The sequence below is a fragment of the Psychrobacter sp. 2Y5 genome, from assembly GCF_051847375.1.
Classification (GTDB): Bacteria; Pseudomonadota; Gammaproteobacteria; order Pseudomonadales; family Moraxellaceae; genus Psychrobacter.
In genome coordinates, this window is sequence record NZ_JBPYDA010000005.1 from 176,001 (window position 1) to 189,073 (window position 13,073).

The 13,073-nt window shown below is 43.8% G+C and carries 11 protein-coding genes; 1 reads left to right on the forward strand and 10 read right to left on the reverse strand.

Annotation, left to right across the window (positions count from 1 at the left end):
- Positions 1 to 162 precede the first annotated feature (162 nt).
- From ACS8E3_RS07205 to ACS8E3_RS07220, 4 genes are all read right to left on the reverse strand, one after another.
- Positions 163 to 1,797 carry a CTP synthase gene (locus tag ACS8E3_RS07205; protein WP_439242712.1) on the reverse strand — a complete coding sequence of 545 codons (1,635 nt, stop codon included), beginning with the start codon at positions 1,795 to 1,797 and terminating at the stop codon, positions 163 to 165.
- A 172-nt stretch (positions 1,798 to 1,969) separates the two neighbouring features.
- The gene (locus ACS8E3_RS07210) at positions 1,970 to 3,091 is read right to left on the reverse strand and encodes a porin (RefSeq protein ID WP_439242714.1); all 1,122 of its coding nucleotides are present in this window, start codon (positions 3,089 to 3,091) and stop codon (positions 1,970 to 1,972) included.
- A gap of 131 nt (positions 3,092 to 3,222) precedes the next feature.
- Positions 3,223 to 4,356: a porin gene (locus ACS8E3_RS07215; RefSeq protein ID WP_439242716.1), complete on the reverse strand. Its 1,134-nt coding sequence runs from the start codon at positions 4,354 to 4,356 to the stop codon at positions 3,223 to 3,225.
- 602 nt (positions 4,357 to 4,958) lie between these two features.
- Positions 4,959 to 7,163, reverse strand: a complete 2,205-nt coding sequence (locus ACS8E3_RS07220; RefSeq protein WP_439242718.1) for a malate synthase G — start codon at positions 7,161 to 7,163, stop codon at positions 4,959 to 4,961.
- 473 nt (positions 7,164 to 7,636) lie between these two features.
- On the opposite strand from ACS8E3_RS07220, the gene ACS8E3_RS07225 reads away from it, so the two are divergent.
- Positions 7,637 to 8,302, forward strand: coding sequence for a MiaE family protein (locus ACS8E3_RS07225; protein ID WP_439242805.1), 666 nt, complete (start codon positions 7,637 to 7,639; stop codon positions 8,300 to 8,302).
- On the opposite strand, the gene ACS8E3_RS07230 is transcribed toward ACS8E3_RS07225, so the two are convergent.
- The 6 genes from ACS8E3_RS07230 to mtgA form a co-directional block, all read right to left on the reverse strand.
- Positions 8,299 to 8,484 carry a hypothetical protein gene (locus ACS8E3_RS07230; RefSeq protein WP_439242720.1) on the reverse strand — a complete coding sequence of 62 codons (186 nt, stop codon included), beginning with the start codon at positions 8,482 to 8,484 and terminating at the stop codon, positions 8,299 to 8,301. The two genes, ACS8E3_RS07225 and ACS8E3_RS07230, sit on opposite strands and share 4 nt — an antisense overlap.
- Positions 8,485 to 8,604: 120 nt before the next feature.
- Positions 8,605 to 9,093 (reverse strand): hypothetical protein, encoded by a 489-nt coding sequence (locus tag ACS8E3_RS07235; protein WP_439242722.1) that lies wholly within the window; start codon positions 9,091 to 9,093, stop codon positions 8,605 to 8,607.
- A 99-nt stretch (positions 9,094 to 9,192) separates the two neighbouring features.
- A complete protein-coding gene (locus ACS8E3_RS07240) occupies positions 9,193 to 9,489 on the reverse strand; it encodes a hypothetical protein (protein WP_439242724.1) in 297 nt (98 codons plus the stop codon).
- 53 nt (positions 9,490 to 9,542) lie between these two features.
- Positions 9,543 to 9,713 carry a hypothetical protein gene (locus ACS8E3_RS07245; RefSeq protein WP_439242726.1) on the reverse strand — a complete coding sequence of 57 codons (171 nt, stop codon included), beginning with the start codon at positions 9,711 to 9,713 and terminating at the stop codon, positions 9,543 to 9,545.
- Between the two features lie 164 nt (positions 9,714 to 9,877).
- Positions 9,878 to 12,085, reverse strand: a complete 2,208-nt coding sequence (ppk1, locus tag ACS8E3_RS07250; protein ID WP_439242728.1) for a polyphosphate kinase 1 — start codon at positions 12,083 to 12,085, stop codon at positions 9,878 to 9,880.
- Positions 12,086 to 12,191: 106 nt separating this feature from the next.
- On the reverse strand, positions 12,192 to 12,878 hold the full coding sequence (gene mtgA, locus ACS8E3_RS07255) for a monofunctional biosynthetic peptidoglycan transglycosylase (RefSeq protein WP_439242730.1): 687 nt from the start codon (positions 12,876 to 12,878) through the stop codon (positions 12,192 to 12,194).
- Positions 12,879 to 13,073 lie beyond the last annotated feature (195 nt).

A 13,073-nucleotide genomic window follows, 5' to 3' on the forward strand; every position in this document is an offset into this window, starting at 1 on the left:
ATCGAAAGATAACAGCACGCAAGGAAAATTGATACCAACTACACGATAACATTAGGGTGTCGATTTTATTTCGAACTGACTATAATACATATGCTCTAATATAGGTCATAAAAAAAGACCAATCCGAAGATTGATCTTTTGGTCAAGCCTATATTTAAACCATTATTTGCTAGCGCTGTATTTCTTCGAGGCATTCACAAAGCTATTAAATAGCGGATGACCACCGCGTGGCGAGCTAGTAAATTCTGGATGGAACTGTACAGCAATAAACCAGGGATGCTCGCTAATCTCAACCGACTCTACCAAATGCTGTTTGGCTGAATAGCCTGAGATCGTCATGCCTGCTTGCTCTAGAGGCTCGATATAGCGATTGTTCATCTCATAACGATGGCGATGACGCTCGGTGATCATATTGGCACCATAAATCTGGCTCAGCTTGCTACCGGCAACCAATTCCGCTTGCTGCGCGCCTAGACGCATAGTACCACCAAGGTCGGAGTCGTCAGTACGAATTTGTAGCTCGCCGCGCTCATCCATCCATTCGGTAATTAGGCCGATAATCGGTTCGCTGCTTTTACGATCAAACTCAGAGGAGTTGGCATCGATGCTCATGACATTACGCGCAAACTCGATCACTGCCAACTGCATACCTAAGCAGATGCCAAGATATGGTACATGATTTTCGCGCGCATAAGTGATCGCTTTCATTTTACCCAGAGTGCCGCGCTCACCGAAGCCGCCCGGTACTAAGATGGCATCCGCTTTTTTTAATTGCTCAAGAGCGGTGTCATCATCTTCTAAGCGCTCCGCATCGATATAGTCGATATTAACCTTAGTTTGATGGGTAATGCCGGCATGGAGTAAGGCTTCGTTGATAGATTTATAAGCATCAGGTAGCTCAACATATTTGCCGACCATAGCCACAGTGACCGTAGATTCTGGATTGAGCTGTGCTTCAACGACTTTGTCCCAATCACTTAGATCTGCTTCTGGCAAATCCAGACCAAAGCGCTCACAGATAAGATCATCGAGATCTTGCTCGTGCAGAGTACGCGGGATTTGATAGATGCTTTGGGCATCTTCACACATAATGACCGCGCGCTCTTCCACGTTAGTAAATAGCGCAATCTTACGGCGATTGTCAGGTGAGATATGATGATCTGAGCGGCAGATTAAGATATCAGGCTGCAGACCGATAGAGCGTAGCTCTTTGACCGAATGCTGAGTAGGTTTCGTCTTAGTCTCGCCAGCACTTGCAATATAAGGCACTAAAGTGAGGTGCATAAGCATAGCCTTATTACGGCCTAACTCCACCTGCATCTGACGCACCGCTTCCATAAAGGGTAATGACTCGATATCACCGACGGTACCGCCAATCTCAATGATGGCAACATCATAGCCTTGACCACTGGCAATAATCTTGCTTTTGATCTCATCAGTGATGTGCGGAATCACTTGTACGGTACCGCCTAAATATTCGCCGCGGCGCTCTTTATTCAAGACGTTCTGATAAATACGGCCACTAGTGAAGTTGTTACTCTTACTCATCTTCGAGCGACGTAAAAAACGCTCGTAATAGCCCAAGTCCAAATCAGTCTCAGCGCCGTCTTCGGTGACGAACACTTCGCCGTGTTGGAATGGGCTCATCGTGCCTGGATCGACGTTGATATACGGATCCATCTTAGTCATAGTGACATTGACGCCGCGCGCTTCTAAGATAGCAGCCAAGGAAGCCGCCGTGATACCTTTTCCTAGTGAGGACACTACCCCACCGGTCACAAATATAAACTTGGTCATAGTACTCATCAACAATTGGTAAAGAAGGATTTTACTAAAAATACGCCATAAAATATAGGGCAAAAGCTAAACTCAGCTAAATTCTCAAGTTTTGCGAGCCGCTTATGGACTATTGTCTAAACAAATAAAAAAAGCTCATCCATAAGATCAGCTTTAATGCGCTATCGCCAGCTTAAAATAAATACTCTAAACCCGCACCAACGGCAAACACTTCAATATCTGCTACAGAATTAGTTGGATCAGTGGGACTGGTATAATCTGCCCTGTTCTGACCGATATAAGCATGAGCAATCATATTGTCTTTGAAATTATATTCACTACCGATTACGATCTGATCAGAATCATTATTGCTAATGCCATTGAGGTTATCGGTTTTATTATACTGAATGTATATCGAAGCTGGATGAGATAGGTGGTTTAGACCGATTTTGCCACTGAGTATCAGGCCCTTTTCTTTATCAGAACCTCTAAAATCATAATCCGCTTGCTGATACACCGCTCCTAAAGTCAACGGAGTCGCTATGTCTAGATAGCTATCTACATCAAGCGTTAGCGTCCCACGAAGGGCGTCACCGCCATAACTAATACTTTCAATATTATTACCCTCATTCACAAGGTCTAAGGTATCAATACTACCGCTAGCTTCAATATCTTTGCTGTAGGCAATACCTGCCGTATAACCCGTGCCTTTATCAAACTTTAGCGCTGCTCCATAGCCATTATCGCTACTCTCAAAGCTCTCATCAGCAGCATACTGCATGATTAGCTGCAGACCTTGATACTTAGGTGCAATCCATAGTGCCGAATCTTTTGAGCGCGTATAGTCGAGCATGTTTAACGCGGCGACGTTCTCATTATCACCAAGCGTTCTGGTTCCTAGGTTATCCCAGTATCCTCTATTGACAATAGGACCATACAGATAACTAAAAACAGATGAGTTATGACCAAGCCGTAGCTCGCCGTAAGCTTCGTTCTTTAGACCTAAATAGGTATCACGGCTTTGCAAGATTTGACTGTCGTCGCCATCGATATCTGCCCCATACTCTAAACGATAGATAACGTCTGTGCTGTCCGTAATGGCTTCGGTTCCTCTCAAACCTATACGTGAGAAATGCGAGTTAATCTGCAGCGCATTCTTATCTGCATCCTTTGGAGTATTGTTTTGGTCCTCATAGTCCGCTTGTTGATCCACATAGTCAACCATCATAAAAGCCTTGCCGTAGATCTCCGGAGCCGCTTGTGCCATAGGAATATATACAACGGAACTCACTAGAATAAATAGTACTTTTTTCATAATAGACCTTCACTTCAAGATCAGCTAAGAATAATATTGAAAGGGTTTTAAGGATTAATTGCTATATCTACCATACAAAAAAACTCACCCCGAAGGATGAGTCTTTTTATAAGCTGTGTCAGATGTCGATATTAGAATAAGTATTCTAGACCTGCACCAATAGCTAATACATTAGAATCGCCTTTACCAGCAACACGTACAAACTCAGAGTCGCCTTTACCAACCTCAGACTCTCTCACAAAGAAAGTGTCGTTGTCTAAGTCAGCAGAGTTATAGCCCGCGTAAAGATGCGCAATCATATTGTCTTTAAAGAAGTACTCACCGCCGACTACAAACTGATCCGAGTCATTGCCGTCAAAGCCGCTTAAGTTTTCTGTTCTGTTGTACTGAGCGTAAACAGTGGCCGGACGAGCAAAGTTGCTTAAGCCCATTTTGGCACTAACCATTAGACCGTCTTCTTCACCAGCATTGTCATAATCCGCTTGCTGATATAACACACCTAATGTTACTGGATAAGCAACGTAGTTGCTTAGATCAACACTAGCAGTACCACGAAGGATGTCACCGTTGATACTCATATCTTTATCCAAAGCAATACCAGCTGCGAAGCCTGTACCTGGATTGAAGTTTAACGCTGCGCCATAACCTGTATCACGATCATTGTTGTCGTCAACGAAAGTCTCATCAGCACCATACTGCAACGTTAGTTCTAATGGTAGATCGTTGTATTTAGGGGCAAACCAAATGATAGAGTTATTGATACGGCCGCCATCAGTTAGCGTTAAAGCTTCAGCTGCTGAACCAGTATTCAGGCTGCTTGCACCAATATTATCCCAATAGCCTTTAGTGACAGGTACGCTATTAAGAATATAATCGGTTACTGAGTAGTTGCGACCAAAACGAACTTGACCATACTGCTCATTGGCTAAACCAAGATAAGTATCACGACTTCTAAAACCTACGTTGTCATCGCCGCTATCATCGATGTTAATGCCATACTCTAACTGATAAACCACGTCAGTATTAGCAGTGATAGCTTCAGAACCTTTGAAACCTAGACGTGAGATATTTGAGTTAATTTGTAATGAGTTTTTATCTTCATCGATGTTTTGGAATTCACCATTAACACCTACCGCTTCTTGAACGTCCAACTCTGCGTTAACGTAATCGGTAGTGATGAATGCTTTACCATAGACTTGTGGCGCGGCATTAGCTGCAGATACAGATAGAGCGGCAATGGCTGTAGCTAAAAGTAACTTTTTCATGGGATATCTCCACTTTACAATTTTAGTAATGAGCGTGCTTTGATTAGCTTTTACTCATAAGGGTATCGTCACAAATCCTCAAAGATATAATGTGTAACTGGCTACCAAGTTTAGTCAGAAACAAGTATGGCGAAGTTTTATTACCGTAATATGAAAAAACCCTAACTTACATATAGAAAGCATTAACGTAACTTGTAATGTAACTACCATGTAAACTTAAGTCTTATGCGTCCTACTGCGTAACATCCGTTACCAAACTCATACTTCGAGTACAAGCATAACAACTTTGACATAATTTGCAACATTTTTTTGACATTTAGTCTTAATTCTTTCAATTTTTATTCCAATGCTTATGAAGATAAATTCGAGGATTCTAGTTCAGAGTTAGCGAGGATTAGGCAGTCATTTAAAGCCGTTGGTTGAGAGATAAAATAGCCATAAAAAAGCACTCCTATAGTGTTGATAGGAGTGCTTTTAATAGCGATTTAACATTATAAGCATTAACTCCCCTACTCATCTCATTGAGCGACTAGGAGGGTTATTAAAGCGTCACATAGAGTGATTAACCTAAGAGCTTATAAAGCAGCTTTTGACAGCTTTGATTAACAAGTGCTGCTAGCTTTTAGATCACGGCGCGCTTGATGCAATAGCGGCTCAGTATAGCCACTAGGCTGCTCGCGACCTTTGAATACTAAATCACAAGCTGCTTGGAACGCATAAGAGTTATCGAAATCAGGTGCCATATTTTGGTAGCTAGGATCGCCCGCGTTTTGCTCATCGACCACTTTAGCCATACGCTTCATCGTTTCCATGACTTGCTCTTCGCTCACCACATCGTGATGCAGCCAGTTAGTGATATGCTGGCTTGAGATACGTAGGGTCGCGCGATCCTCCATTAGGCCGACGTCATTGATATCTGGCACTTTTGAGCAACCTACGCCTTGGTTTACCCAACGTACGACATAGCCTAAGATACCCTGAGCGTTGTTCTCGAGCTCTTGACGCTTCTCTTCCTCACTCCAATTAGCTTCACTGGTCAAAGGAATAGTCAAGATATCATCGACATTGGCGCGGCTACGCGATTTTAGCTGGTCTTGTACGTCTTTGACGTTAACTTGATGATAGTGCATGGCATGTAAGGTTGCACCTGTTGGTGAGGGTACCCAAGCGGTGCTAGCGCCTGACTGCGGATGCGCGGCCTTAGTCTCCATCATCTCTTTCATCTCATCAGGCTTAGCCCACATGCCTTTACCGATCTGAGCGCGGCCTTGCAGACCTACCTCAAGACCGACATCGACGTTCCACTGCTCGTAAGCAGGCTGCCATGCTTGCGACTTCATCTCGCCTTTACGTACGAATGGCCCTGCATTCATACTGGTATGCATCTCATCGCCGGTACGATCCAAGAAGCCGGTATTAATGAAGATGACGCGCTCTTTGGCTTGACCAATAGCGTTCTTTAGATTGACCGTCATGCGGCGCTCTTCGTCCATGATACCTATCTTTAAGGTATTACGCTCAAGACCTAACAAGTCCTCAGAGGCGTTAAATAAGTCATTGGCCATCTTCACTTCATCAGGGCCGTGCATTTTTGGCTTAACGATATACATAGAGCCTTTACGTGAGTTTGACAGCTCAGTCTTGCCTTTTAGGTCATTTAGGCTTAGTAACGGGGTCACTAAAGCGTCCATGATACCTTCAAATATCTCTTCTTGACCGTTTCCTAAGTCAACTAAGATGGCTGGGTTTTGCATTAAGTGTCCGACGTTACGCAGTAGTAGCAGTGCACGACCAGGAAGGACCAACTCGCTGCCATCAGGCGCAGTATAAACGCGGTCTGGGTTTTGCTGACGGGTACGAGTCTTGCCGCCTTTCTCAAAGGTCTCTTTCAGATCGCCGTTCATTAGGCCAAACCAGTTGCGATACACTTCGACTTTTTCTTCAGCATCGACCGCGGCGATAGAGTCTTCACCATCTTGAATGGCGGTGATAGCCGATTCGAGTAGCACATCTTTGATACCGGCCGCATCGTCTTTACCGATTGGGCTATCTTTATCGATTTGAATCTCGGCGTGCAGATTATTGTTCTTGAGAAGCACCGCCGTTGGACTGCTTGCATCGCCCATGTAACCTGCGAATTGCTCTGCATCTTTGAGCTCAGTGCTACTGTCGCCTTGATTGATTTGTAGCTTGCCATCAACCACTTCAAAACCAGTCACCTCAGTGTAAGAGCCAGATGCTAGTGCAAAGTTCTCATCTAAGAATTGCTTGGCGTAAGCGACAACGGCAGCGCCGCGAGTAGGATTGTAACCGCCTTTGGCCTCTTGACCGTTTTCATCACTGATGACGTCCGTACCATATAGCGCATCGTATAAGCTACCCCAACGCGCATTAGTTGCGTTCAAGGCGTAGCGAGCATTACGAACTGGGACAACTAACTGTGGCCCTGCGATATGAGCGATCTCGTCATCGACATTCTCAGTTGAGACTTGAAAGTCCTCGCCTTCTGGTAACAGATAGCCGATCTCTTGTAAGAACTGCTTATATTTTGCAAAATCCACTTCGCCGTTGCTAGTGGGGTTGTCTAGATGCCATTGATCTATTTTTTCTTGCATCTCATCACGAGTAGCAAGTAGGGCTTTATTACGCGGAGTGAATTCTTTGACTACCTTTTCAAATCCTGACCAGTAGCTTTCTGAATCAACGCCTACTTTTGGTAATACTTCGTTTTCGATAAAATCATACATCTGCTTATCGATAGCAAGGCTGCCTTTTTGAATGCGATTGGCGTTTGAATCCTGACTCATAATGATATCCTTGTAATAGGTTTAGTGAGGCGCTCGAGCAATAAAGGAAGGTTAACTGATATTATCGTTAGACCTTTATAGCTAACAAGCATTTAGAAGTCTTATAATCAATGTTCTTATAATGAATTATAGGCTCATGCTAAAATAATCTATGACATAATTATTCTAAAATCAAAGATTATCCTACTATCAAATCAGGAAATTAACAAGAATGCACTATTTAGTAGCTAAATAGTCGCCTTGTACAGATATGATAGCCTTTACTAGGGCTTGTTTAACTCGTATAAAGAAGCGCTAGGGCGCTCATGACTTATGAGTATGATTAAACTGTAAGTAATCATTTCTGCTGAACGAAGCTGGCAATGATAAAATCTACTGAACTATCCACTTTACATGATTAGACTATGACTGATACCGAAACCAAATCAATAAACGAAGATGCAAAACTAAATAAAACAGCTTCTGTAGCCAAGATGAATAATAGCGCTAGCTTAAATCCCCAATACACCTCGTCTGCTCAGACCTCAACTTTAAATATCGATCTATCAGCGATTTATGCGTTTTTATCAGGTCGAACAACACGCGCGTGGATAGATACGGCAATCAACAACTTGCCTATTATTATTCAAGATCATGCTAACTGCGAAAAAAAAGCGGCAGGTACCGCAATGAATCTAATGTTTCGCTATGAGTTCTCGCATGACTTGCAATGCAAACTGGCCCAGTTAGTCCGGGAGGAGATGCTGCATTATGAGCAAGTATTAGGGATTATGAAGGAGCGTGGTCAAGAGTGGCAACATCTAGGCGCAGGCCGTTATGCAAAAGGCATGCTAAAACACAAACGCACCTATGAGCCTGCGGCAATGGTCGATGTACTCATTATTGGGGCTTTTATAGAAGCGCGATCGTGTGAGCGTTTCGCTGCGCTTGCAGAGGTAATAGAAGATGAGCGCTTGGCCAAATATTATCGTTATTTGCTCAAGTCTGAGAGTCGTCATTTTGAAGATTATTTACAGTTAGCACAGTCACTAGCGACCGAGAATATCGATGAACGCGTGGCTTTTTTTAGAGCGGTAGAGGCTGAGCTTATTACCAGTCCTGATAACGAGCTACGCTTTCATAGCGGCGTGCCTGATTAGTCTTTAGTTTCAGTAACATTGGTATCGTGCTGTTTATGCTCTTTGGCAATATTATGCGGATCATGATCGCTCGAAGCTTGCTCAGCAGCGGCTGGATTTACCTTTTGTAGCGCATCATCTGGCACGATACCTTCATTATCATCCGCGTCTTTTAACTTATAGTCTTTGTTATCATTTTTCATGAATAATCCTTTTCAATAATTTATTTTAAACCCTAATGCTAGAGCATATCTTCGATACAGATAAATGAGCAATTCAACTACTCAACTTAATAATACGCTCAAACCTTATTGGTAAGACATTTAATCTTTTTCATCAGGATTCAAAATGCGAGTTTGCGCGTTGTCGATGCTTGCGTAACGGTTCATATCGTTAAGCTCTTCGCTCTGAGGCGCTTCACTACCCACCGTTTGATCGTTGACGCCTTCATCAAAAGCGCTACTGCCATTCTGATCACGGCGATCCGGTTGACGCGCTGGATTATCGCCATCATTGACGTGTTTTGAGTCTACAATCTCATCTTCAAAAGTATCGGTACCTTTATTAACAGTGGTATTGCGCTCAATATCTTCATGGTTTTCTACGGAACCTTCACGAGGCACATTCGCATCATCCCTGACAGTAGCAGCGCCATCTGCTCTGTCACTAGCACTCACTGTCTCATCCATCTGGCGCTGCTCGCGCTCAGAATGTTTAGGATCTTTGTTGTCATTTGTATTTTCGACCATTTCACTTATAGCGTCATGGCTACTAATAGGTGTCTTAGTTAGAGCTGGATCTTTAGTTTGCATGGTTTCATCCTTTGTTGTAATTATAGATGTGGACGTCGTTTAAATAAGTAAGGTAAAAGCCTTCTATACAGCTATCTATACAAGACAAGCGAGTACAAATTAAATTTGGTTATTGTCTTTACTTAAGTCGTGCGCATTTAGGTCAGCTACATTTTTGCCACCTGCCGGAAGGTTCTCTTCTCTGCGAGGGTCGGCATAGACTTCATCAGTTTCCTGTGAGGCTTGTTCAGGACCATCTATATTTGGCTCATGCTTCCGGCCTTCATAGCTATCAGTTGGATTCTCCCGCTTAGCGTCTACTGGGTCATCGATAGGAACGATCTCTTCGTCGTTAGGCCCAATATTATCCACTGCCGTTTGTGTTTTATTATCCGTAATCGTTGATTTGTTAACCATGATATTTCCCTCTATCGATTATTTTGACGACTCTCTACTCCTTTAGCAGCTCATTACTTATCAGTGCGAGTTTGGTCATCTATAAAGGAAGTTTTTTCATTTTCTGATAACTCTTCGGGTGTCCCTGAAGTGTTATCTTGCTCTAAATTTTTTTCAATTTTGTCAGCGTCAGCTTTATTTGCGGCTTGCTGAACATCAGATTTATTATCGTTAGTGTTACTCATAGTGTGATTCCTATTCTTATAATTGAATGGTAGGTAAGAACTACCTTTGATTATAGAAAAAAGCACAAACCATGCACCAGTGTACTGCCGTATCAATATGTGAATAAATGTGAGGTTACAAGACAGTTTGTAACCTTTACAGGATAGAAGAGCGTGATTAGTGTTTATTCATCAACGTGATTGATGACATTGAGTAAATGGTTTTGCGCAATATGCGGCAGAGCGTTCTGCGCCGGACTCAACTGCTGCCAACGACCGTCTCCTGCTAGCGTCCAAGCTTGTACATTATCCTTAAGGTAGTTTTGCAGACCGTCTTGATAAATTTGCGCGAAGAGTTTCTTATCCTCAATAGGATAGGCAACTTCGACGCGGTGAAATAAGTTGCGATCCATCCAGTCGGCACTGCCCAAATACAAACGCTCATCACCGCCATTATGGAAGTAATAGATGCGCGTATGCTCCAAAAAACGTCCCACGATTGAGCGCACGGTGATATTTCCAGATAGCCCTTTGACTTGCGGACGCAGACAGCAAATTGAGCGTAAAATAAGCTCGATTTTGACCCCAGCTTGTGAGGCATCGTAGAGCTTGCTAATCAGTCGGCGCTCGGTTAAGGCGTTGACTTTGATAATCATATGTGCGCGTTTGCCTGCTTTGGCATGAGCGATTTCATCATCAATAAAGCTCATCAATTTATCATGCAAGGTAAAAGGTGCGTGTAGCAGTTTTTTGAGAGTGGCAGGCTTACCCATTCCCGTCAGCTCTTGGAAGATTTTATGCACATCCTCTGAGATATCAGGGTCAGCAGTGAATAGCCCATAATCCGTATAGACTTTGGCATTAGCAGCGTGATAGTTACCCGTACCAAGATGCACATAACGACGAATGCGATCGTCTTCGCGGCGGACGATAAGCATCAGTTTGGCGTGGGTCTTGTAGCCGACGATACCGTATACAACGACCGCGCCCGCTTCTTGTAAGAAGTTTGCAACCGCGATATTGGAGGCTTCATCAAAACGTGCGCGCAGCTCAATCACCGCCGTCACTTCCTTGCCATTACGAGCAGCAGCGGCTAAGGCTTGGACAATCTCAGAATTGGTGCCTGAGCGGTACAAGGTTTGCTTAATCGCTAATACTTTAGGATCGCTTGCCGCTTGCCATAGCAGATTCACAATCGGCGAGAAGGCATGAAAAGGATGATGAACGAGCACATCCCCTTTACGCATCGCGCCAAACATACTAGTCGATCTATCGAGCTTATCGAACTCACGGCGAAACGGCTTGGGTACGATATGGGTAAAGGACTGATAACGCAACTTGGGAATATTAAAATCAAATAATAACCGCGTTAAGTTCACTGGGCCATTTACCCGGTACAGCTGATTATCATGCAATTCAAATTCGTTCAGCAGATAATCGCTGATAGGCGTTGGGCAATCGGTAGTGACCTCAAGCCGAACTTTATCACCAAAGCGGCGGTTTTCAAGCTCGCCCTCCAGTGCTTTGGCAATATCATCGACATCGTCCGCAAGATCGAGATCGGCATTTCGAGTCAAACGAAACTGATGGCAGCCGGTGACATTCATACCGGGGAAGAGCTCGCCCACATGCTCATGGATGATGGCTGAGAGCATGACATGGTGCTCTTTGCCGTCCGTCAGCTCATCAGGCAGGCGGATGACACGCGGCAGACTACGCGGCGCAGGTACAATCGCTAAATTGATATCGCGGCCAAAGGCATCTTTGCCCTCTAAAGTAGCAATAAAGTTAAGGCTTTTATTAACTAGTCGCGGGAATGGGTGCGCCGGATCAATACTAATCGGAGTCAGCACCGGCGAGACTTGCTCAATAAAGTAGCGCTTCATCCACGCCGATTGCTCGGCATTCAGCTCATCACGGCGCAGATAGCGAATATCCTCTTTTGCTAGCGCTGGCAGGATATCTTGGTTCAAGATACGATACTGCTCATCGATAGCCTCATGAGCCACCGCTGATATCTCACTTAGTATCTCACTTGGGCGCATACCATGCGGGCTGCTAGGGACATCGCCTATATTGAGCTTTTGCATGATGCCCGCCACGCGAATCTCAAAAAACTCATCCATGTTTGAGGAAAATATGATCAAAAAGAATAGCCGCTCAAGGAGAGGATGACGAGGGCTTGCCGCTTGCGCTAAAACGCGTAGATTAAACTGCAATAAAGACAGATCCCGATGAATGTAAGCGCTCGATGAATAGCTGCCATCATCAAAGCGTTGCCAGTTTAGTTCAGTGAGGTGATCATTGGCTGAGCGCTCGTGGCTTAGTGTCGTGGTTTGCTTTTTATCAATGGCATTACGAGTATTTTTTGCTTCGTTGGGATTATCAGCCATCTCACTACTCCTTGTTGTGATTAAAAATACTAGAACGCCTTTATATTAGCGTCAATAAATAGCTTTATTAGCCTTGTACTAAAAGCTTGTAAATCATTAATAGCGGTTATGCAACTTGTGGTAATACGGCATTTTTCATTCGGTTTTTGATAATGCGCTGCTTATTACGCAGACGTTTATTGCCCTGATTGTCCTCATAATATTTTGGATTGGTCAGCATACTAATGAGAAGTGCTGACTCATCACGATTGAGATCAGCGGCAGATTTACCATAATAATGTCTAGCTGCGGCTTCGATACCGTAGATACCGTTACCAAACTCGGCGACATTTAAATAAGCGGTCAAAATGCGCGGTTTGTCCCAAATCGTCTCAATCATCACGGTGATGACCGCCTCATCGGCTTTACGCACATAAGAGCGATGCGAGGTCAAAAATAAGTTTTTGGCCAATTGCTGAGTAATCGTCGAACCACCAGCAGTCGCCTTACCTGAAGCTTCATTCTTTTTTTGCGCCTCTTTGATACCTTTCATATCGAAGCCATTGTGTTGACTAAAAGTCGAGTCTTCACTGACAATAGCCGCTTGCTTAGCGGACTTAGCGATTTGATCATATTCTACCCACTCTTGGGTGACCTCCCCGCCGGTCAGACGATGAGTCAGCATAAACATACTATTGTTAATGGGCTGGCTCTTCCATACCAGTAGCAAAGCGGCAACTAGTATATGAAAAGCGACGATTATTAGTATAATCGCTCCTAACAATCGTTTAAAAAAACTAGCAAAACTTGTCATGCGCAAGATATCCGAATAAGTAAGGATGAAGCGTTATAAAAATTTACCAAAACTAAAAAAGCTTGAAATTGTCACTCAAAGCATTCATTTGCATCTGCAATCTAAATCGTCAGCGAGCAAGCTATCTTACCCAATCTCACAATCGCTGTCACGGCTACTGTTATTATAGGCAAGATTTCTCTATCATATGACTAT